The following is a 22882-nucleotide window of genomic DNA, read 5'->3' as shown; positions in this document are numbered from 1 at the left end:
TAATGTAAACGTAATCGATGCTGTTTGCTAGTCTACAAATTGAACAGCCTTTAATAGGCGATGCAGCAGGCTGGCGATTTCCGCCCTGGTAGCCGCTCCCTTAGGGTCGAGCAAGCCATTGCTCCTCCCTTGCAGCAGTTTCTTCGCCAGAAGATCCGATACGGCCTGGACTGCCCAAGGACTAACCTTCTGGCTATCTGCGTAGCTTCCAAGCGTCTTGCCACCCTCGGACTCGCCGTTTATTGTTCCTGCGAAGGCGATTGCTCTAGCCAGCATAACGGCTATTTCTTCGCGGCTGACGTTTTCGCGAGGCTTAAATGATCCATCCCCGTACCCTTGAATAAGTCCGAACCGGGCTGCTGCAGCGACTTCGCTTGCAAACCACTCACTTTCCTTGATGTCCGTAAACGAAACCGTGGCTTTCCCATCGTCCGCAAGACCAAGCGAGCGGGTAAGCAGCGCGGCAAATTCTGCCCTCGTAACGGTATCCTGCGGCGCGAAGCTAGCTTCTGACTTGCCTTTTAAAATTTGCTTGGCGGATAACAGCTCGATATCCTGTTCCGCCCAGTGCCCGGCAATATCACCGAACGATTTCGCAGCAGACGCAATAACGTATATGCTGTTGCCGTTTCGTTTCAGCACGGCCGACGTTTTCCCTTCTACTGCCCTGAATACCGCAGGAACAAAGGCAAACTCTCCTGATACGGGATCAAACCTAAGCGCCGTTGCATCCGCCGCATTCCATGCGCCGTCTATCGTTATTGAGCGGGTTACATACTGGGAACCAAAGTCCGACAGCTCCGTAAATGCCCCTTCCGACTCCAGCATTAGCTTGAATTCGACTGGCGCCGAGAGAAGCGTGATGCCTGTTTGCTCAGCTGATGCTTTCAATTTGTCAGCTTCGTCTTTCGTCGTTTGTCCCATTAAAATATAAAGCATTCCGGTCTGTTCATTCGCTGCTGTTTGGAGCAGAAGCTTCAGCGGCACATCGTAAGTCAGCCTGCCATATACGACTGTAACAACGGTGCCCGGCTGCGCTTTGAGCGTTTCCATTAACGGCTTCATAGGCAAGGCTGCTGCCAGCATATTCTCAGAATTCGCAGGCACTTCAATAATAAGCTGCCTGTTTACCGAGGTGGCGGCGGTTTTCAGCCCGCCCGCAAGCTGTGCCTCCGAAAGCTCGACCTTGGCTGCGCTTCTCCCCTCTGCATCCGTTTCTATCCGAATGCTTGCCGCCTCTATCGTAATTTTCCCTGCTGCTTGGTTAAACGCATCCGTAACTCCGCCGGTTGACGGATTTTCTCCTCCAGTTGACGGATCCGGATCGGCAGCAGCTGCCGGAACATTTACGTCATCCACGTTGAGATGCCCCCAGCCGCCGGTCCTTTGGTCAACGATTTGAATATAAAGCTTTTCGCCTTTATAAGCTGCAGCGTCCCACTTCACTCTTCGATACTGCTCGCCGTCATGTCCCGTTGCTTTCATAAGCACTTCATCATTTGAGGCTCTTACAAGCGCAACATACAGCTTGTTGATATCCCTGCCTCCGCCAATCAAGAAATCAATGGCTCCATTCCCGCCAAGCGTGAATGTCTCCGATTTGATTTTGCCTACGGCATCGTCGCCATAGTCTGGATGGAAGCCCCATAAATGATGGCGACCCGTGTCTTGGCGGTCAAAGGCTTGGTTGAAAGGACCGCCCCAGCCCCAGTCGTTCCGGCTCGTCACATGCCCATCCGTAAAAGCATTGCCCTCCTCGATGATCCACCCGGACAAGTCGCCGTTTTCAAAATCATGATTAGCCAGCCCGCTCACGCTTTCCGCAGCCGGCTCTGCCGCCGGCCAATAGGATTCAACCGTTTCACCATAGGCGGATTCCATTTCCCATACCTGAAGCTTTACGATTTTCGCTTCGCCGTCTTTGCTCCAAAGCTCTAGCCCGAGCGCATCCGAAAGACTCGGATACACGCGCGTGGTGATGCTGTTTTTCCCGTTCGCGTAAGCTTCGATCATAGAACTGTCCAAGTAAATATGAAGCGACAGACGCCCCTCATCCAAAGCCATTTCACCGCCGTGGATCCCTTTGGCAATATCCGGATCCAAGCTGGATTTGTTGCGATCCAGCTCAAGCCGGCCGTTTTCTTTGTTATAAGAAAGAAGAGTCTCCTCACGTCCGTCGGCAGACGCGCGCAGTTTTATGCCGAACTCTTTCGCGTCCGATAAATCCGCTTCGAGAACGACTTCGAGCATATCGCCTTTTACCTGTTTAAGCCGTGAGTTAGCCTCTTCAACCCCAGAATCAGCTATTTCAATCAGCCGATCGCCGCGAAGCGAGTTAAGCTCTTCAATCGGCTCTACGCCAAGAGTTCCGTCTTCCAGAAGCGACAGCACGACCGGCAAGCCGGCATTATGAGCCCAGCCGGCATCATAATGCTGCTGCTCTGTGCGCCGATCCTGCGCAATACTGAATAGGATCGAGCGCCCTTGTCCGTCCACCATGCCGCTCGGACCGGTAAAATGCTCGCCGAAATCAAACAAGCTCGGTTGCTCCTGATCGGGAATAAAACGGTTCGCTTCCTTATCCCAGGTACCGATCCAGTGGAATACGTTTTTCACGTTGTGCTCGCTGTAATGGTCAAACCACGGATTAATGAAGAAGGCATATTTTTGCGTGCCGTTCCCGTCTTTGCCTACCGGCAGCAGTACGGGCAGCTCCCACACCTGTCCCGTATCCGGCCTGTTCTTATAATCCCCGACGAAGAATGGATTCTCATACGTCCAGTTCACCATATCGGGAGAAGAATAAAGCAGCGCCGTTCCTCCGACATCCTTAATGCCGGAACCGACAAGCTGATACCACATGTCCCCGTCCTTCCATACGTAGGGATCCCGGAACTGGCCAAACCAAACTTCCCCCTCTTCTGCCGGAAGATTATTTTCCTGCTTGGTGACTACCCGGTCCTCCATGATCCATTTTTCAAGATTGGCGTCTCCGTCCTCCGCAAAGGTACTGCGGGCAAGTCCCGTGTTCTGATTAGGAACCGCTTGATCGTCTCCTGCCGTGAAGAACAAAGCGGGATTTCCGTTATCATCCACCACTGCATTGCCCGACCACACGCCGTCCGGCGTGACAGAACCCCCATCCGGCGCAAGAGCAACCGGCATATCCTTCCAATGAACCATATCCTCGCTTACCGCATGCCCCCAATGAATTTGATGCCAGTAAGGACCCTGCGGGTTATGCTGATAAAATAGATGGTATTTTCCTTCAAAAAACAACGGGCCATGCGGCTCGTTCATCCAATGCCCCGGCGATATAAAATGGTACTGAGGCCGGTAACGGTCTCCGTCATAAACGCTGCGGTCAAAATCAAGCTCCGGCTCAGGCGCCCCGGCATTTCCGAATTGGTCTGCCGCAGCAGCATAGCGGAGAGCAATTTCTTCCGGCCCGAGCGCGGTGTTTCCAACCTTTACTTCATCTACCAAGCCGTTAAACATGTTTGCCGTGAATACGCCGTTAATAACGGCTCCCGTGTTGTTTTTGCCGATTAGAAAACTGCTATTTGACGGCGCAATAGGCATTTTCCTGGAAACGGCCTGTTCGCCTGCAAGCTCTCCGTTCAAATACAGCTTCAGCTTGCCTACGCTTTTGCTGTATGTCGCCGCTATATAAGACCATTCAAACTTGTTAAGCGGCTTATCCGCTGCCGCCCACACCTCCGACCATTCGCCGTTAATGCCTGCTTGAAAGGACCACTTGCCATGGCGTCCCATTCCAAGGATATAACCGGTCTTGCGAGCTTTGTCATGCTGATTGACGATAGCGGACAGCTGGCCCATATCGCCCCATTCATAGGATCTGGGAGCTACCCACGCTTCGATCGTGATCTCATCGTCAGGCTTCGCGATTTGGTCGGCTGGCCGCTCGAGCCAGGTGGAATAGCCGTCAAACAGCAAGCCTTTCCCTGTAATCCCGTCTCTCCAAAGCGGCTCCGTGGACGGCTTATAACTCGCGTTATTAAATACATAGTGAACGTTGTCATCTATACCGCGCACCGCATCTTTTGAGGTCATTCCCTGACCTTCGTCAAAGCTCCAGCTTCCAAGAAGGCCCGTTCCTCTAACCTTGATGCCATCGAAATTGATATGTCCTTCCTTGCTTTCATCAACGACTTTCACGTAGAGCTCTTCGCCTAAATAAGGCAAAGCATCCCACGCGACACGCGTATACTTCTCCGAATTCGTGCCTGTCGCTTTCATAAGAACGGCATGGTCGGAAGCTCTGACGAGTGCCGCGTACAGCAGCTCGGAATCCTCGCCGCCCCCGATCAAAAATTCAATGTTACCCGTCCCGGACAGGATAAAGGAATGGGAGGTCAACGAACCCGTCCGTTTATTCGCATTTGTTCCTTCTGCTCCTCCCGACAAGCCCCAAGCATGGAATTCTCCTTCATGCCCGAATGCCGCCGCGTCTTCGCCAAAGGCTGCTTGATTAGTGATCACGCCGGAGAATGCGTCTCCGTCTGCCGTCCAGCCCGTCAAGTCACCAGACTCAAAGCCCGGATTCTCCAGCTCCCGCGGGATGATCGGCTGGGTGTTGTATACGGAGAAATCGTCTACGTTGATATGCCCGAAGCCGCCAGTATGATAGTCAACGACCTTGAGATACAGCTTTTGGCCCAAGTAATCCGAGGCATTCCATTCAACCTGGCGATAGCCCTCGCCCAAAGTGGATGAACCGCCTGTCGCTTTAAACAAAATTTCATCATCCGCTTCATTAACGAGCGCCACATAAAGCTTATCCAAATCCTCGCCGCCGCCAACGCGGAAGCTTACTTTACCAGTGCCTCCCAAGCGGAAGGTAGTCGATCTCATTTCCCCGGTCCGGCGGTCCGAAAAGTCAGGGTTTTCCGCACCCGCAAAGCCCCAAGCATGGTAAACGCCATGATGATTGAACGGCGTGCTTCCCCAGAAGACGGGCACATCGGATACCGGCGCTGCAAACGCCGTGCCGATTGTCGTCCAGCCCGTTAGGTTTCCGGTTTCAAAGTCGGGGTTTTCAATGGTTTCCGGGGCGTTCAGCACCTGAAAGTCATCGACGTTAATGTGTCCCCAGCCGCCGGTGTGGCTGTCGACAACCTTCATATATACCTGCTGTCCCACAAATTCCTCTGCATTCATATGAACGCGCCTAAGCGTTCCGTCATCCTTCCATTCCGTGTTCGTAACCTTCATCAGCTCTTGATCGTCTTCCTCCCTGACTAACGCGACGTACAGCTGATTAATATCGTTGCCGCCGCCAATCAGAAAGCTGATGTCGCCGGAGCCGCCCAGCTCAAACGGCGCTGAGCTTAATGTGCCGGTTAAAGCGTCACCCGTCTTGGCGCCCCATACATGATAGGTGCCCTGCTTATTAAAGCAGCAGCCCCAGCCCCAGTCCGTATCCGTTACCACATTCGCATTCGAAAAAGCATCACCCTCGGCCGTCCAGCCGTTTAAATTGCCGCTCTCGAAATCGGGGTTCGGAATTTCGTTTGCTGACATCGGCTTTTCATTGGTTTTACCGATGTTTGCTGCCTTTAGCGGATAAACCGCAAGCGATTGAAGCTGCGCGGTCCCGTTTTCCGCAAAGATCTCGATTTCATTTTCTCCCGTCTCCGGGAATAGCAGGTCGGTAAATATGACGGCACCATCATCCGCAAACAACTCTACCGAGGTTTTATCGACAAGAAGATGAAGCTTTAACGTTTCACCCGCCGAATAATCCGCTTCATGCACGGCTTGGCCGAATTCCTTATTAAAGCTGGTAATGCCCGATTGCGTCCTATCCACGAACAGCTTGCCGCGCTGCGTATCATAGCCAACGGCCGTCTTCTGGTTTTCACCCGAATGAACATGGAAACCGAAGCGGCTGGCAGCGTCCTTGTCTACCGCAAACTCCGCGATGATCTCATACGCAGCCCCTGTGCCTTCGGGGAGCTTGATGCTTCCGTCGATGACGTCAAGTGGCTCAATCGCAAGCGGCGGAAGGCGGAGTTCCTGCAGCTCTTCAACCGGCATTTGCTTCATTCGAATGCCTGCGCCGGCATTGCTCGCAAGCGTCAGCTCTCTTGGCACCGTCATGGATCCCCGCCAGCCGGCGGAAGGAATGGACTGCGCATAATGCCAATTATTCATCCAGCCCAGCCAAATGCGGCGGCCCTCCACGTCGCTGAAAGTCATCCCCGCATAAAAGTCACCGCCGTAATCCGTCCAAAGCACCTGCTCCGAGGGATTCAAATTCGTAAATGCCGCACCGTCAAATTCACCGACAAAATACTGCATGCCGGAACCGAAGGCAGGCGCTCCTTCCGAAAGACTAACGGAAAGAACCCACTTCATCTCATCCGGATTCCCGTCGACAGCCAGCGGGAACAAATCCGGCGTTTCCCAAAAACCGTTATGGGAGCCTTCGGATGATCCGAAATCGCTCTCATGCTTCCATGTTTTTAAATCCGGCGAGGAATAAATACGGACATGGTCCCCCGCAGTTATGACCATTGCCCATTTTTGTGTTTGCTCATGCCAAATGACCTTAGGGTCACGAAATACCGTAAGCTCGGACGGCTGCGGAATGACGGGATTCCCTTCATATTTCGTCCATGTTCTCCCGTTATCATTGCTGAAAGCGAGGCTTTGCACTTGTTTGTTCGAATATTCCTGCGTAAACATCGCCACCATCGGAGGTTTGCCGTTAGCTCCGAAGCCTGACGTGTTATTCCAGTCCACGACGACGCTGCCTGAGAACATATGGCCAAGCTCATCCGGGTATAAAGCGATCGGCAGCTCTTCCCAATTGATCAAGTCCTTGCTGACCGCATGCCCCCAGAACATCTCCCCCCATGTATTGCCCGAGGGCTTATATTGATAAAACATATGGTATTCCCCGTCATAATACACGAGCCCGTTCGGGTCGTTCAGCCAATTCTGCTCGGGCGTATAATGGATTAAAGGCCTGAGCTGCTCGGCCGTCAACGGATTCGAGCCCGCCGCCGATGCCGATGGCTGAGGCGCTGCCTGATAACACAATGAAAAGATAATAATAAAAGCCATCACCAGATTCAATGCTTTTTTTCGCATGCGTGTGCTTACCCCCAGAAATAGTTATTCTCTCGCGTAAACGTTTACGTAAAGGTGCTGCTTCTTTTCCGTTTTCCAATCGCTTCACTAGAGTAGAGGATGGCCGTCCCTTGGACGAACAGCCGCCTCTCTCCAGTTTTATTCCTTACGCTATCCGTTCACCGCAACCGGTACATGAATATCGTCTGCGTTTAGATGGCCGAAGCCTCCGGTCGCCTGATCCACCAATTTGATATAACAGGTTGTGCCTACGTAATCCTCGGCGTTCCAGCTCATTCGGGCGTAAGCTTCATTGCTGGCGCCCGTCGCTTTCATTAGCACAGCTCCATCGGACGCCCTGACCAAAGCAATGTACAGATTACTAATGTCATTGCCTCCCCCGATCAGGAAATCAATGGCTCCCGTGCCGCCCAGCTCAAAATCCGCCGATCTCAATACGCCAACCTGAGCGTCGCTTCCAGCTTTAAAGCCCCAAAGGTGATGAATGCCGTTCTGGTTGAATGGTCCGCCCCAGCCCCAGCCCGTATCGGAAGTGACATCCGCGGCACTGAAGGCATCCCCGCTTGCGACCGTCCAGCCCGCTAGATCGCCGCTTTCAAAATCATGGTTCGCCAGCTCGCTTGTTTCCACCAGCGTAGGCACATTGACATCATCCACGTTAAGATGCCCGAACCCTCCGGCAGACTGATCGACGATTTTGATATAGCATTCCGTACCGACATGCGCCGAAGCGTTCCAGTTGATGCGCGTGTAGGCTTCATTATTGCTTCCTGTCGCTTTCATCAGCTCCGCTCCGTCGGAGGCTCTCACCAAAGCAACATATAGATTGCTGATGTCATTGCCGCCGCCAACCAAAAAGTCGATGGCCCCGGAACCGCCCAAAACGAAGTTATCCGATTTCAACACGCCCGTCTGCGCGTCTCCGCCATCTTTATGCCCCCAAAGATGATAGCTTTTATTTTGATTGAACGGTCCGCCCCAGCCCCAGCCAGTGTCGTTTATTACGTCCGCGGCGCTGAACGCATTGCCGCTGACAACGGTCCAGCCCGTTAAATCGCCGCTCTCGAAATCGTGGTTTTCCAGAATGCCTGCGGCATTCCCCGCCGGCTTAACCGGAACGATAAAATCGTCGACATTGAGATGCCCCCAGTTATCCGTCCGCTCATCCACGATTTTAATGTACATAGCGGTGCCGATATACGCCGTTGCATCCCAGCTCCTTCGCGTATAGGCTTCCGTCGTGCCCTTGCTGCTTTGCCAATCCCAGTAGCTGCCCGGCCCGCTCGTTCGGTACAGCTCCTTATTATCCGATGCCCGGTAAACAGCGACATAGAGCTTATCGATATCCGAGCCTCCTCCTGCTTTAAAGCTCACTTGGCCATTGCCGCCCAGCGTAAAGACTTCCGACTTCATGACCCCTGTCGACGCGTCTCCCCCGCTCAAATGTCCCCATAGATGATAGCTTCCCGTTTGGTTAAAAGGCTGAGTCCCCCAAAAAGTCGTTTGGTTCGTAATCGCGGTGTTAGAAAATGCTGTACCGCTCTCCACGATCCAGCCGCTTAAATCGCCTTCTTCGAAGCCGCCGTTAAACAAATTGACAGACGTTGGGGCGTTTACGATCGTAACGCTTCGCGTGGCAAGCTTTGAGCCATCTCTTGTTTTTGCCGTAATGACCGCCGTTCCAGCCATTTTGCCTGTTACGGTGCCGTTTACGACCGTCGCAACGGAAGGCTGGCTGGACGTCCAGATGATGTTTTTATTCGTCGCATTGGCCGGTGCAACCACCGCTTGCAGCGTCTTTTTACCGCCGACCAAAACCTCCAGCGAAGACGGAGCAAGGCTTACGCCCGTTACGGGAACCGGCTCATAGGCCGATTTCATCCGCCAAACCTTCAGGCTTTTGACCGTGATGGAGCTTGTATTCGCATTTCCCCAAAGCTGAAGCCCTTGCGCATCGCTGCGTGACGAATACGTCCGTGTCGTGATCGACTTCAAGCCGTTTAAATAAGACTCCACCATCGATTTATCCAGGAAAACGCGAAGCTTGACGTTTTCGCTGCCGATATCGACAGTGCCCTTCTGCACGCCCTTATTGCTGCCGGCAACCGTTTTCGTCCGATCGACGCCGTATTCGTCATTGCTGTTCTTGTAATAAAGCAAGGTTTCTTCTTCGCTGTTTGGCGATTTCCTCACCTTGAGACCTACGCTGTCCGCCGAACCTCGGGCAATTTCCAGTTCAATTTCAAGCGTATCCCCGGTTATCGATGAGAGAGCTGTATTTGCGGCCGCAAAGCTTGTATCCGTCGTAATGTTCAAGAGCTGCTGTCCGCGTAAGCTTTGCAATTCAGAAATCGGATTTATGCCTAATTTGCCGTCCGGGCGCAATTGCAGTTCCACCGGCAAACCCGCGTTATGCGCCCAGCCAAAATCGGAATCCTCCTGAGACGTTCTTTGGCCCTGGGCAACCGTGAACATAATATTCCGTCCCGTTACCGGATCCGTAAAGGCGCTCGGTCCAGTAAAATGAAAATCGCCAAAGTCCATAAGCTGCGGAGCCGGGCTGTCAGGCGTAAATTTCGCGGTCGTGCTGTTCCAGGTCCCAATCCAGTAATAAACCTCCACATCCGCGCCTGACCCTACGGGACTAATGGCAAACAAATGCCTTCCGCCGCCTAGCGGCAAAATAATCGGAAGCTCCCATACAGGCCCCAAAAACGGATAATTCGTCATATTAGCCTGGTATAAAGGACCGCGATAGGTCCAGTTCATTAAATTCGGATCCGTCGTCGAATAGACCGCTGCCGTTCCGCCTTGTCCTGCAATACCCGTACCGTTCAGCAAAAACCAAGTGGAGCCGTCCTTGAATACATAGGGGTCGCGGAATTCTCCAGAGATGCCTTGGCCTGACTGCTGCGTAATCGCCAGCTTGGATTCTTTAACCCACCGCTTCAAGTCGTTGTCCCCGTCAGTCTGGACGGTGCTTCTCGCCACGCCTACGTTTTGGTTACTGCCCATATAGGGCTTGGAATCGTTGCCAGCCGTAAAAAATAAAGTAGGATTGCCGAAATCGTCGATGACGGCGCTTCCCGTCCAATCGCCGTCAGGATCGACCTGGAACAGTTCAGGAGATATAGCCGGCGGAAGATCACGCCAATGCACCATATCGTCACTGACCCAATGCCCCCATTGCATATTGTGCCAATAAGGCCCCTGCGCATTATTTTGATAGAACAAATGGTATTGTCCGTTATAGTAGACCGGCGCATGGGGCTCATTCATCCAATGGCCCGGCGCAATGGCATGGTAGGTCGGCCGATGCTTATCCCCGTCATATACGCTCCGGTCAAAGCTTAGATTAGGCGTCGGAAGATTGCCTCCTAGCGCCGATAACCGGCTGTCATATGCAGTTTGCGCCTCGGCAGCCGTAAAGGCGCCATTGTAAAGCTTCACTTCGTCGATAAGTCCGTTAAACATATTGAGCGGGAAAACGGCAAGCGGCGTGCTTTGGTTATTTTTCCCGATCAGCAGATTGTTTGAGGAATGGGAAATCGTTGTGTTTGCTGGTATTGCGCTCGATGCCACCTGTTTTCCGTTCAAGTACAGCTTCATCGTGCCCGCGGTACCGTCGACCGTTGCCGCGATATGCGACCATTCGTTTTTGGGCAGCGCCTCATAGGACCATACTTCATGCCAGGCGCCCCCGGACCCGAACTGGAATGACCATGTGCCGTGCCGGAATACGCCAAGAATAAAGCCTTGATTAGCCGATTTATTCTGCTGATCTACCACCGCGGACAGAATGCCTCCGTCTCCCCATTCATAAGCGCGCGGGGCTACCCAAGCTTCAACCGTCATCGCGTTTGCAGGAGTGGAAATAGCGCTGTGCGTAATCCAGTTTGAATACCCGTCGAATAGCAGCGTCTTACCCGAAATGCCATCACTGCGCCAAATCGGATCACTCGAGGGCTTGTAAACCGCATTGTTGAATACATAATTAATCGGGTCATTCGTTCCGCTGACTTCTTCCTTCGCCAGCTTGCCGCTCCCCTCGTCCAGCTTCCATTCGGCGATTTTCGTTGCAGCCGCCTCTGCTTTGGGCGGTGCGAATAATGCGGGTACGAATAATGATATAGCCAGCGTACAAACAAAAAGCTTCGTAATGCCTTTCCCAATCCTCATCCTTACGCCTCCTAGAATCGTATCGGTACTACAGCTGCGAGCATCACTTTAAATAAGAATCCGTTATGTAAGCGCTAACATATTAATGTAGGTTCGGCTCCTGTTTAAAGCTTTCCATACCTTTCTGAACGCCATGTTGTGAGAAACGGTTCCGCAAAAACCTTTTATGAGAAGAAAGCATCACCTCCTTATAATTTAAATCGTTTACGCAAACGTTTACGTAACAAGCAAAAAAGAATAGTCAGCTCGATTGCCTGACTATCAGTTTTGCCGTTAGACGATATTCTTGCTTTGGAGCCGTCGCGTCTTCTATCCGCTCCAGCATCACCTCGGCCGCTTTTACGCCTAATTCGAAGGCGGGCTGCTCTATGACAGAGAGCGGCGGGGAGGTTATACGCGTCCACTGAAATTCATCATACGCAATAACCGCTATCTGTTCCGGTATGCTTAGTTTCTTTTCTTGCAGATAGGCCATTACGCCCATTGCCATAACGTTATCCGATACGAAAATAGCAGTGGGATCCTGCTTTAGCAAGGAATCCGCAAGCTGATAACCGCTGTTGAGCGAAACCTCACCCATCTGGATCAACGCCTGCTCAACCGGCAGACCCGCCTCTGACAATGCCTCGATGTAACCTATATAGCGTTCCTCCGTCGTTGTAAGCGTCTGCGGTCCTGATAAATAGGCAATCCGTTTATGCCCCTTGTCGATCAGCATTTGCACGGCCTCCTTCGATACGGTCTTGTTATCGACTACAACGGAGTCCCTATCGCTGTTATCGGGCACTCTATCCAAATAAACGACGGGGTAATCCCCGAATAAGGGCTCGTAATCCAGCTCTCTGCTCGACGGCGCCATGATTAGCCCATCGATCATCTGGGAGCTGATCATCCGTATCTCTTCCGATTCAAAATTTTCCTCCTCATGCGAATCGCTCAGCACGAGATGGTAGTTATTTTGCTTCAGTACGCTCTGAATGCCCGCGGCAACCGACATAAAGAAATAATTCGACGTTTCCGAGGCCAGGATCGGCGCCAGAAAGGCAATGACATGCGATTTGCGGCTCCTTAAGGATCGCGCAACGGAATTAATCCGAAAGTTCAAATCGTTCATCGCTTGATGTACCTTCCGCTTCGTATCCTCCGATACAAATCGCGTGCCGTTGATGACATGCGATACGGTAGCCGTCGAAACATTGGCATGCTTAGCCACGTCTTTAATGCTTATATTTTTATTTTCGCTCATATTTTCACACCTATGCTCGTCATTCTATTTTAAAAACCATTCCGTATACGTTCTGACGTAAACGTTTACATAAATTACTTTATTTGATTCGCTTAGGTTTGTCAATTGTATTTTCTCCCCTGATAAGCCGGATGCTCTCGCAGGCATGGCCGCAGGGATAGGATTATGTAAAAACGCTTTAAGGAAACCCCAGCGAACAGGGGTTTCCTCATTTATGGTATGTTAATTTTATTAAATCATATATACAAATTCCCTCGTCTGCTTTTCCCTCACCCCGAACTCGAATGTATCCTGACGAAGACCGCGCCTCATCGTCTCCAGAGCAAGCACATCGCTTGTCGGAATGTTCCCCAAATGCACATCCGGACCGAATTTTTGCAGCAGCAGCACCTGTTGGTGCTTCAGCGGCGCTTCCCACAATAGACGCTTCGTATCCGGGATAAACCGCAGTATGGCATCTAAAATATCCTTACGGCATTCGCCATTTTCATCAAATAGACCAACGCCCACACCCGATTCGCGAGCTTCAACCGTTACCAGCTCGGCGCCTGCTTCAAGATCACTCTCAAGCGTTTGCGCAAGATGCTTGGCATCAATCAGCGACCCCGACAGCTTCTTGCCATACTCGGTGAAAACCTTAAGACCGTGTTTCCTGCCTTCCAGTATCAGTTCGGTTCGTTTTTGGCGTGTCAGCTCGATCGTGCCGTCGGATACTTCAATGCCGTTAAAACCAAGCGTACACACAGCGTGGAAGAAGTCCGGAACAGCCTCTTGCTGAACGGCTGTCTCCAAAAGCGTCCCCCCCGGCATGACCGTAATACCATACTGTTTGGCCAAATTAATTTTGTAAATTAACAGTTCTGAATGATAAAGCGGGACCGTCCCAAAGCCGAATTTTACGCAATCCATATAATCGGAGGCTGTTTCCATTAAATCCATAAACGAATTTCTCCCGAGGCCTTTATCAATGACCATCGTTTGACCGCGGCCAACAGCCTGGCATGCAGCGCGGTTACCGGCTTCAAATTCCGACAGGCAGCGAAGCCCGCTCGGATCAGACAACTCTTTGGGCCAAACGGTATAAAGGGAAACTTTAGCTTTCAAATGGGATCTCCTCAATTCTTTAATAATGAATGTCATCGATTGATGAGGTATCCTATGCGCGTTTTCCTTGGCTCGTGCCTATTGACAATAACGTAAAGTTACCCGTCCTTTTCTTCCGATAATTTCGCGGGGGGTTTGATCAGGAAGAACACTAAACCGAGCGTAATGAAAGATAAGGCAGAGACCGTAATAAATATCATGCGATCCGATTTATCCATCATCCAACCGAATAAAGGAGGCCCAGCCGCCACGCCTAAGAAACGCAGGCTATTATACAAAGAAGTGATCATACCGCGTTCGCTTTTCTTTACGGCGCCGGTAATCATCGTATTTAAGCAGGGGAGAAGCAGCCCGGTTCCGATGCTGCTGACCGTTAACAGACCAATAAATACGTAAATGTTTTTAAAAAAGAATATCGTGGACGCAAGAGAAACGGTCATGGCAACCAACCCGATATTCATGAGCCAGCGTATCAAAACGCCATTCTTTTTGATCAAGCTCCCTGTGGTATACGAGGTGATCGCCATCCCGAGCAAAGGTATGGCTAATATTAGCCCTTTGGTAACGCCGTTAATGTTGTAAGGTTTTTCTTCAAGCGTGTTGGATAAATAAAAAAGTACGCCGAACAGAATAAAAAGTCCCAATGAACCTGCAAAAAAAGAAGTGGTCAGCCACCTTCCCTTTTCACGGAATAGTTGTCCGATTTTATGGATGTACGTCTTTAAATCTTGCTTTTGATCATGTTTAGGCTCTTTTATCAAAAAAATGACGGCCAACAGCGACACCGCGCAAAACACCGGAAAAGCGAAAAAAGAGGCATACCACACGATTAAAACAAGCAATGAGCCGATAATGGGACTGAGAACCTTCCCTACCCCGTTTGATGCCTCAATCAAGCCCAGCGCTTTGCTTTCTGTTCCCCCGTTGTATAAATCGCCTACAAGCGCCATGGCAATCGGTGCCGTTCCGGCAGCCGCAAGTCCTTGCATCGCCCTAGCTGCAATAATGACCGGGTAGGAATCCCAAATGGCGCCAAACCCCGCCAAAATCCCGCTTGCGCCGTATACGATCAGTGCGGGGATAATGATGACCTTCCGTCCGAAGCGATCGGATAAATAACCTATGGCCGGAATGAAAATCCCAGCGGATAAGGAGAAAATAGATATGATCAAGCTGCTTTGGAATTTGCTGATTCCAAGCTCTTTTTGCATGACGGGCAGTACAGGCACAAGCATCGAATTGCCAAATACGAGCACGATCGGGATTGTGGCGAGCGCAATAAACTCCCAAATGCGGCCTCTTGAACCCCTCTCAGGCTTCGACTCCTTTTCTTTTACCTCCTTCGATTCTCTCGGTCTCATATCGCTCCTGAACGTAATGTTCAGCTTCCTGGATTTCGTCTTTTCCATAATCGCGAGCTCTCCTCTAGATGGGTTTATAATGGAGCATCCAAATGAAAAAGAGACATTCCAGCGCATGGAACATCTCTTTTTCATTTTAGACTAAGGCGCCTTCGTTCTGTACGATCGCCATCGCTTTTTCGAAATCTTCCTCCTCGATGACGACGGTTAGCAGGATATCGCGTCCCGTTATTTCGTTAGCTTCGCCGCCTGAGCTCATTCCGCTTGCACTGACGCTTGCCGCAGCTAAGATGCCCGCGTTAGGCAAGAAATCGCCGCCAAGCGTCAAGCTTCCGAGACTCGGAAAGTCGCTCGTTACGGGATTTTCGATATGGTCAAGGCCATCTCCAGGATATCCGTCAAATCTATCAATAGAGCTGTCCGCGAGCTTTAAAGTTTTTATCTGCTCTAATGCTTTTTCCGCTTGTTCCGGGCTTTTGAAGTAAGCAAGGATGTTCTTCTCGGCCATGCGTATCGCCTCAATTCTCTGCAGTGATGACGTTGATTATTCCGTTAACATAAATTATGATTCACGATTAAAAATCAAACTATGCATCAAATCATTCACTGCGGTAAGTCGGCCTGCAGATGGCTAATTAGGCGGAAAACCACGGTCAAGCAATCAGCTTTTTTTTCGCCAAGCAATCGTATATAAAGGTGACTTTGGGTTCGACGCATGAAGCAGCCAACTTACGATTCTCGTTGCTATCCATTGGCACAGGACCGCCTGTACGATGATCACCCAGTCAATCACATAAGAAGTAATAATAATGATGCTCCCATTCATTACAAACAAAACCTTTGCTGGATCGATATTTTTATATTTTGAAATCGCCAATGCAGCAAACCCGATCCCTCCGTTTGAAACCCCCTGTTTTAGAAGAATCGAAACGCCGGAACCAAGGATTACCGAACCGACCAGGAGATCGCTCCATAAATTCGTAAAAGGAGAAGCGGCATATATTTCAAAAACATTTACCGAAACGGAAGTGATCGTAATCGTTATTATCGTGCCGACGGCACTGACTTTTCCGAGATAATGGACCGAAGAAATTAGAAATATAAAATTGGTAAGCCATAAACCAATGCTCATCGGTGTCTGAAACCAGTAGTTTAGCAGCACCGCAATGCCCGCGCCGCCGCCGGAGGGTATGGAATGAGGGAACAGGAATACGCCCATGGCAAACCCTTGGATGACCGATCCCGCGAAAATGAAAATGCCTCTTTTGAAAAAACGGCGCAAAAATAATTCGTTAAGCAGGTCTCGTCTATTTTTTTTCACAGAGGATCATCCTTATTTGAAGTGGAATAGCAGCCCGTCCTGCTTTTCATTAAATGTATGCTTGCCATCACGGGTGAATGACACGGGATAAAGATAGATACTCTGTACGCATAAGACCGGAGTGTATAACGAATGATAAAAGTTAGCCTTTAGGCGAAGATCGATTGCGGAGGAGAATGGAAATGACGACAAGCAGACAACACCAGGAAGCGCATGGGATTGGACAAATCGAAGAGCAATTAGAGCAGCAAATTCAGGCCGCCACGAAGATACAAGGCGAAAGCAAGCTCGATCAGGAAATTAAAAGCGCCGCCAACGAACATTCGTCGGAAATGGATGAAATTATAGAAAAATAAGCGGAGAAGCGGCGCAACCGCGAGCTTTGTATGTTTTTGCAGAAAAGAACCGGCCATCTAATAGGATGTCCGGTTCTTTTCTTCATAAATTATGAAAAATTATTTTGCTGCTATTTTTTCTAACGGCTGAGCATTTCCATAGACAGGGCGATTGCGGTCCACGGGCTGTGCCCATTTCACGGCATTCGTAATGACGCGTTGAATGTCTTTGTTATGATACGTCGGATAGGTTTCATGACCCGGTCTGAAATAAAACACTTTGCCGTTTCCTCGCGTAAAGGTGCAGCCGCTGCGGAACACTTCTCCGCCTTCAAACCAGCTTGTAAAGATCAGCTCGTCCGGCGCAGGGATATCAAAGTGCTCGCCGTACATCTCTTCTTTTTCCAGCTCGATAAATTCCCCTATGCCTGCAGCGATCGGATGGCTTGGCGCCACGACCCAAAGCCGTTCTTTCTCATCCGCTTCGCGCCATTTCAAATCGCAGCTTGTACCCATTAACGCTTTAAAGATTTTCGAGAAATGACCGGAGTGAAGGACAATGAGGCCCATGCCGTCCAGTACGCGCTGCTGTACTTTTTGGACAACTTCATCTTGTACTTCCCCGTGCGCGAGATGTCCCCACCAAATCAATACATCCGTATGGTTTAATACCTCGTCTGTCAAACCGTGCTCCGGCTCATCCAGGGTTGCCGTCCCGGCTTCATACCCGGCTTCCTTCAAAAAACCTGCAATTGCGCCATGAATGCCATCCGGATAGATTTCACCTACAAGCGGGTTTTTTTTCTCATGGCGATTCTCGTTCCATACTGTTACTTTTATCATTATCCGAGCACTCTCCTTCATGATTTCACTAATCATAGTATAGAAAAGCCGAGCGCCTAAGAAAATACCTTATCATGCCCCTTTTATATTCAAAAATGTCCTCCTGTTATATTCATTCCAAAAAGACGCGTTCTAGAGATGATTATCATGAACATACTTGTCCAAAAGTGATATACTCCAATTAGGAGGTATTGCACATGCCCTTATTAGAAAAGACCATCGACACGCATGCTGAAGCAATCAATGAAGAGGTTATTTATCAGAACCCGCTGCTTTTTCTAAAAATATGGGAGCTTCACCTGGAGGCTCACCATTGCAGCCCGCTTGAGAAGCATCCCTGGCACTACCATAAAGAAGTAGAGTTTCTTGCTGTCATAGAAGGGCACTTAGGCGTGCAAAGCAAACATAATTACGTGGTGCTTGGCCCGGGCGACGTTATGGTTTTGGGTGCATCCCAGCCTCACCGCTCCCATAAGCCGCTAACTGGCGTGCTGCATTACGTCGTGTTCCAGATCGATCTGGGGAAACATTTTGACCAGAGCACCATGCCGTACCTCTACTGCTTCTCGGAACAGACCGAGCCGCTGGAGAAGTTAAATTATATTTTTGACATCAATGAATCGGCCAAACGTGAAACGTATGCTTTCATCCTAGAAATCTTCAAAGAATCGCAAACAAGGATGAGAGGCTACGAAATCGCCATCAGCTCTACGATCAAGCGATTGATGCTGCTGCTGTTAAGATGCGACAGCCGCAACATCTTGAACTATACAGAGGAAACGGAATTAAACCGCTTAAGACCGGTGCTTGATTATATCAACACCCATTTGCAGGATAAACTCTGCGTCGAAGATGCATGTCAATTGCTTAATTTGAGCTATCATTACTTCATCAAATACTTCAAAAAAACGATGGGCGTCTCATTCTTGGACTACATCAACTATAAACGGATCAAACGATCCGAGCTTTTATTGCTGACTAGCGAACTAAGCATTATGGATGTGGGCTACGAGGTAGGTATCTCAAACATGGCCCAATTCTATAAATTGTTCAAGCGGCATAATCGCTGCTCGCCGAGGGAATTCAAAGTGCGCATGCGCAACGAGTCCCGAGCTTCGATGGGAGCCGCGGAGTTAAACGCTGATTTTTAGGAGCGATTGCAATCGCAAAAAAAAAAAAAATGAACCTCGGAATACTCCAAGGTTCATTTTCATTTTATCCTTATTATTTATCAATAACCTGCAGCGTCGTCAGCTTATATTCATCATCTCCGATTCGGATGATGCTGTCGGCTGGAATATCGGCCTGCCTCCCGAGGTCGACGGCAACCCGGCTCGCATAGCCTTCCGGCTTAGGCGCAGCTTCGGGATCTGCAAGCGGCGTTTCCGTAGGTTGAACCGTCGCCGGTGTCGAAGGCTCCGTCGTCCCTGCCGTTGCTTCGGGATCCGGCGTTGGCGAAGCATCGCTTGCTTCAGTGCCGCAATCAGGCATGAGCTTCAGCTCCGTATATTCCGCCGCTTCAACGCCAGGCGGCTCTATCGATATTGAACTCGGCGCAAACAGCGCGCACGAAGCTGCATTCTTGAACAAAAACACGAGGGAGGTCGCAGCTTCCTGACCTTCGGACGCCGCTGTTTCCTCCGCGTATACGAGCGTTTCCGGCTCATTGACTACCGCTTGAGCCGTAGGCGATACCTCGGGCAGAGCCGCTCCTTCATCATTCGAAGCATCCTTCCCGGAAAATGAAAGCATGATGCCCGAGACGAGAAAAATAACGCCTAAGCCCGCGATAGTCGTTATTAACGTCGCTTTGCGATTCCGGCGAAAAAACTTGGCAAAAGGCGAAGATAGCTCGCGCTCCGCCTGTTTGTACACTGCTGCCAGGGTAGGGCCTGCCTTATCGAAAAACTGCTTCCGGTTCGCGCGTTTCTTGAATGCGTCCCGGTCATGGTTTTTAAAATAAGCGATAACCGCCGCTGAATAGGCCGGCACGAATCCTTTCGGTCTTATAAAGTCAGGATGCTTCTCTGACCATTGGAGAAATTGATATACGATTTCCTTATTCGGCGCATTCCTCTGCAAATAGCTGAGCAACCCCTCATAATCTACCGAATCCAAATCCGAGCTGTGCAGGAAGGCCAGCACGATTCGCGGAGCATCGGCAAGCTCCAGCCGCCCCGCCAAAATCTGGCGTACAGCCTGCTGCACGCGGTCGATCTCCGCTGCAGAAAGCCGGCTGAATAAGGCAGACGCAGGCTCCGGAAGCATCAGGCTCTCATAAAGCGCAAGCAGCTCGAAAGCTGCAGACTTTAGGCGCGGATCCTGCAGCTGTCCGTTCCAGCGCTGCAGCCGGTCTTTATAGCTAAGGAAATCAGCCTGCCCGAGCTGCTCTTTGGTCAGCTTGTCCAATTGAAGCTCGGCCAGCATGGCCCGATAAGCAGCCAGCTCCAGCTCCCCATACAGATCTTCGTAATCATGTGCTGGCTGTTTCCTGATTTGTAAGCCCGCTTCCTCTTCCAGCCTTCGCAGCTGCGCTAAAGCTTTGCTTACCCCCGGTATCGAATAGCGCTCCCGGTCCAGCTTTGACAACAGCTGCCTGCGGGCAAGATCATGGAACGGTTCATAATCAAAAAGCCTTGTTTGAACGCTTACCCAATGCGCAATCAACTCCAGCATGCTTTTTACGCCCGCCGCTTCTTCCAGCTTCTTCTCCAAGAAAGGAATTAGCAGGCTGCTCGTGAGCCTGGAATCGGCCATCAGCTTGGCAAAAAAAGCCCTGCCTAAAGCAGGATTGCCTTCTATGGCCGCATAAACGGAATCAATCGTTTCTTGCTCGTTCTGCTTAACCGCATGGTTGAGCGCATGGATAAAATAAGTGACAAGCTTGCTTTCGATATTGGAGTTCTCAATTAAGTAGTAATCCTTAAAGACGTCCACGATGAAAGCATTTGGCACTATGCCCTGCCGTACCCGGTCAAATTCGTAATCGAATCGGGAGAGAAACAAATCATTTAGACGGATTTTGGAATGAAGCGCGCCGGTAGGCTGCAAATATTCGAGCAAGCCGCGAAGCACAGCCGTTTTATGCGTTTCATACAGCGTCTCGTCGCCTTCTTCGATTCGGTACATTACGCACAGCTGGTGGTAGCTGGCCGCTGCGGTCTGACGCTCCGGCTCCATGCCTGCCAGCATCTGCCCCGCAAAATGAAAGAAGCGGTCCGTACGCTCAGGCTGCTCCAAGTTGTCCCATGCGAAATCCAAGAACGGCTGCTCTGTGCCGTCTAGTTCGACATTCATCAATCGTCCGCTCGCGAAATCAAACGTATAATCCTTTTCGATGCTGCGGTCGCCTTGGCGCAGGCCTCCCTGCTCCACGAATGTGAGATGCACCGATTTGCGGCTTTGAGGCTCCTTAGCATACGTGATAAACCCAAGCTGCTTGCGGTAAGCGTTCGGCAAGCTCGCATAAAGCACCGTAAGCAGCTGCTTTGCTTTGTCCGGAAGCTGCGCAACCGGAACGTCAAGGGCAACGTAAATCTTCTTCTTGCCGCTGATTGCCGACATCACCGCGTACAACAACTGCTTAAACGGCTTCTCCCCAATGTTCAAAAGCGCCAAGAGGGAGCGGTTTGACGGTTTAACCGCAGAAGCTGCCTGGACAGGCAGGACGGCTAATTCCGGTAACTCCGTGCCGTTTTCGATATCATAGCCATCCGCGAACGCGGCATGCAGCCAGCTTTTATACTCATTTGCGGACTCGCTGCCATAACCCGCCGGGATTATATAGTTATGCGTAAAAAACGCGCTGCGAAGACCTGTAAAATCCGCGGCTTGATAGACGCTTCGTCCCAGCACGACGTCGCCACTTTCCAAATGGAGCAAATGCATCGTCTCTGGATATAAAGCTTCGTTCTTCTCGCCGCGAGCTGTCAGCTCGGCCGGCGCATCGTATATGCAAAACGGATGCAGTGTTTTTTTGATAAAAGCAGGATCTAAACCGTTTGACCTCGCTACCGTATCATAGCCCTCCGTGGATCTGAAAATACCGCGTCTCTCCCGTGCGTACATCTGCTGCTGGATCATCCTGCGGGGCGTGAAATCGCGCACTATTCTCTTCTCCCCTCAATGTAGTTCAGCTTATACAGCAGCCATATGAAAGGCTCGTCCACTCGGATCGGGCTAACGACGGTTTGCAGCTTCTGATCCACGGGATTGCTGCCGAGAGCGGATACCGCGTAATAAGCCGTATCCTTGAAATAGACGTCCATCGTCCCTTTGAACGGCCGGTCAACCTTCTCGATGAAACGGCGGATTTCGCCATCGATATTTTCAAATTCCGTCAGGTTAAAATAATTCCGGTGCACCATATTATTGAAAATATTGCTGTTGGATTTAATGTATTCGCCATCCTCATCCTTCAGGGAATGAAGCATGTCGCTCTTCGTCAGCACGACCGCTGTCGGTATATCCGTCTTGTTGTTTTCCTGATAGGCAATGAAATCGCCGAACATCGTCAGCACGACATCGCGCGGCTCGTCATATTGGGAGACCCATTCTCCCGGCTTGTCGCCCAGATTGATTCTGATTTTCTCGCGTATCGAGCGGATTTGCAGCGGATCAACCATCAGCAGGATGCCTGCCGAGTTTTTAATATGCTGGCCGTGCAGACCCAAGTAATCCTGCTCGACCATTCCTTCGCCCGCCACATCAAAAAATACGAGCGTGAGCGGCGGCTTGGATTCATCTTTGAATACGAATTGAAAAATAAACGGCTCCTGCATCTTCTCCTTCTGGGTAGAGGCCAGCAAGTCGCCACGTTCGAATAACGGCTCTTCGTAATTCGTCCGGAACTTGCGGCTAATCTCCGCGTTGAGCGGCATGCAGGCGGCATTGAAATGGTCCGCCGTCGTGTTCTGCAGCGTATGGATTAATGCGGTCATATACACTGATTTGCCAACCTGCGACGCGCCGATAATGGAAATAATGTTGCTTGGCACTTTGCCTGCCGTTACCGGAAGCTCGTTATGGCATTTCGGGCATAGCCTTCTGCGTGTCAGCTCGCCGTAACGGTCATTGAGTCCGATCAGCACATGGTCGGAATACACCCGGTGCTCTTCCGGCACGTCCTGCGGACGGAGCACCGCTTCCATATCATGAACGGAATCGAGGCCAAAGCGTTCGCGGTATTTGTTCAGCTCCTCGTCTTCCCCAAGCGCGTAATCCTCATCGTCCTCCCGGGAATGGGCAGCGCGGAAAACGACCTCTTCCGGCGTGAATTTACTAAAACAGTAGGGACAGACAATATCGTAATATAACGGACGTTGCTTCGCTTCCGGCTTTTTTTTGAAAAGATCGAAAATGCCCATGCGATCTT

At 50.7% G+C, this 22882-nt stretch carries 12 protein-coding genes; 2 read left to right on the top strand and 10 right to left on the bottom strand.

The window, feature by feature from the left end:
• Nucleotides 1-27: 27 nt before the first annotated feature.
• The 7 genes from ACN6MW_RS25315 to ACN6MW_RS25285 form a co-directional block, all read right to left on the bottom strand.
• On the bottom strand, nucleotides 28-7119 hold the full coding sequence (locus ACN6MW_RS25315; protein ID WP_419872624.1) for a GH32 C-terminal domain-containing protein: 7092 nt from the start codon (nucleotides 7117-7119) through the stop codon (nucleotides 28-30).
• A 150-nt stretch (nucleotides 7120-7269) separates the two neighbouring features.
• Nucleotides 7270-11298: a GH32 C-terminal domain-containing protein gene (locus ACN6MW_RS25310; protein WP_419872623.1), complete on the bottom strand. Its 4029-nt coding sequence runs from the start codon at nucleotides 11296-11298 to the stop codon at nucleotides 7270-7272.
• A gap of 241 nt (nucleotides 11299-11539) precedes the next feature.
• Nucleotides 11540-12544 (bottom strand): LacI family DNA-binding transcriptional regulator, encoded by a 1005-nt coding sequence (locus ACN6MW_RS25305; protein WP_419872622.1) that lies wholly within the window; start codon nucleotides 12542-12544, stop codon nucleotides 11540-11542.
• 231 nt (nucleotides 12545-12775) lie between these two features.
• Nucleotides 12776-13648, bottom strand: a complete 873-nt coding sequence (locus ACN6MW_RS25300; protein WP_419872621.1) for a phosphosulfolactate synthase — start codon at nucleotides 13646-13648, stop codon at nucleotides 12776-12778.
• A gap of 98 nt (nucleotides 13649-13746) precedes the next feature.
• A complete protein-coding gene (locus tag ACN6MW_RS25295) occupies nucleotides 13747-15057 on the bottom strand; it encodes an MFS transporter (RefSeq protein WP_419872620.1) in 1311 nt (436 codons plus the stop codon).
• Nucleotides 15058-15145: 88 nt separating this feature from the next.
• Nucleotides 15146-15517, bottom strand: coding sequence for a hypothetical protein (locus ACN6MW_RS25290; RefSeq protein WP_419872619.1), 372 nt, complete (start codon nucleotides 15515-15517; stop codon nucleotides 15146-15148).
• 153 nt (nucleotides 15518-15670) lie between these two features.
• Nucleotides 15671-16330, bottom strand: a complete 660-nt coding sequence (locus ACN6MW_RS25285; protein ID WP_419872618.1) for a YitT family protein — start codon at nucleotides 16328-16330, stop codon at nucleotides 15671-15673.
• 182 nt (nucleotides 16331-16512) lie between these two features.
• On the opposite strand from ACN6MW_RS25285, the gene ACN6MW_RS25280 reads away from it, so the two are divergent.
• Nucleotides 16513-16686 carry a hypothetical protein gene (locus ACN6MW_RS25280; RefSeq protein WP_364141800.1) on the top strand — a complete coding sequence of 58 codons (174 nt, stop codon included), beginning with the start codon at nucleotides 16513-16515 and terminating at the stop codon, nucleotides 16684-16686.
• 99 nt (nucleotides 16687-16785) lie between these two features.
• On the opposite strand, the gene ACN6MW_RS25275 is transcribed toward ACN6MW_RS25280, so the two are convergent.
• Nucleotides 16786-17508 carry a ThuA domain-containing protein gene (locus tag ACN6MW_RS25275; RefSeq protein ID WP_419872617.1) on the bottom strand — a complete coding sequence of 241 codons (723 nt, stop codon included), beginning with the start codon at nucleotides 17506-17508 and terminating at the stop codon, nucleotides 16786-16788.
• A 197-nt stretch (nucleotides 17509-17705) separates the two neighbouring features.
• Here ACN6MW_RS25275 and ACN6MW_RS25270 point away from each other — a divergent pair, with 197 nt between their 5' ends.
• The gene (locus ACN6MW_RS25270) at nucleotides 17706-18659 is read left to right on the top strand and encodes a helix-turn-helix domain-containing protein (RefSeq protein ID WP_419872616.1); all 954 of its coding nucleotides are present in this window, start codon (nucleotides 17706-17708) and stop codon (nucleotides 18657-18659) included.
• A 73-nt stretch (nucleotides 18660-18732) separates the two neighbouring features.
• Here ACN6MW_RS25270 and ACN6MW_RS25265 read toward each other — a convergent pair whose 3' ends face one another.
• Entirely contained in the window at nucleotides 18733-21615 is a 2883-nt protein-coding gene (locus ACN6MW_RS25265; protein ID WP_419872615.1) for a glycosyltransferase, read from the bottom strand.
• Nucleotides 21615-22874 (bottom strand): hypothetical protein, encoded by a 1260-nt coding sequence (locus ACN6MW_RS25260; RefSeq protein ID WP_419872614.1) that lies wholly within the window; start codon nucleotides 22872-22874, stop codon nucleotides 21615-21617. Before ACN6MW_RS25260 ends, ACN6MW_RS25265 begins: the two co-directional genes overlap by 1 nt.
• Nucleotides 22875-22882 lie beyond the last annotated feature (8 nt).

The organism is Pristimantibacillus sp. PTI5 (genome assembly GCF_048572955.1).
Classification (GTDB): domain Bacteria; phylum Bacillota; class Bacilli; order Paenibacillales; family Paenibacillaceae; genus Pristimantibacillus.
The sequence above is the reverse complement of the archived record's forward strand: the minus strand, read 5'-3'. Positions and strand labels throughout refer to the sequence as shown.

Coding starts and splice junctions, on each gene's coding strand:
- ACN6MW_RS25290 (WP_419872619.1), bottom strand. CDS start 15,517: ATGGCCGAGAAGAACATCCTTGCTTACTTCAAAAGCCCGGAACAAGCG.
- ACN6MW_RS25260 (WP_419872614.1), bottom strand. CDS start 22,874: ATGGGCATTTTCGATCTTTTCAAAAAAAAGCCGGAAGCGAAGCAACGT.
- ACN6MW_RS25270 (WP_419872616.1), top strand. CDS start 17,706: ATGCCCTTATTAGAAAAGACCATCGACACGCATGCTGAAGCAATCAAT.
- ACN6MW_RS25305 (WP_419872622.1), bottom strand. CDS start 12,544: ATGAGCGAAAATAAAAATATAAGCATTAAAGACGTGGCTAAGCATGCC.
- ACN6MW_RS25315 (WP_419872624.1), bottom strand. CDS start 7,119: ATGCGAAAAAAAGCATTGAATCTGGTGATGGCTTTTATTATTATCTTT.
- ACN6MW_RS25310 (WP_419872623.1), bottom strand. CDS start 11,298: ATGAGGATTGGGAAAGGCATTACGAAGCTTTTTGTTTGTACGCTGGCT.
- ACN6MW_RS25295 (WP_419872620.1), bottom strand. CDS start 15,057: ATGGAAAAGACGAAATCCAGGAAGCTGAACATTACGTTCAGGAGCGAT.
- ACN6MW_RS25280 (WP_364141800.1), top strand. CDS start 16,513: ATGACGACAAGCAGACAACACCAGGAAGCGCATGGGATTGGACAAATC.
- ACN6MW_RS25275 (WP_419872617.1), bottom strand. CDS start 17,508: ATGATAAAAGTAACAGTATGGAACGAGAATCGCCATGAGAAAAAAAAC.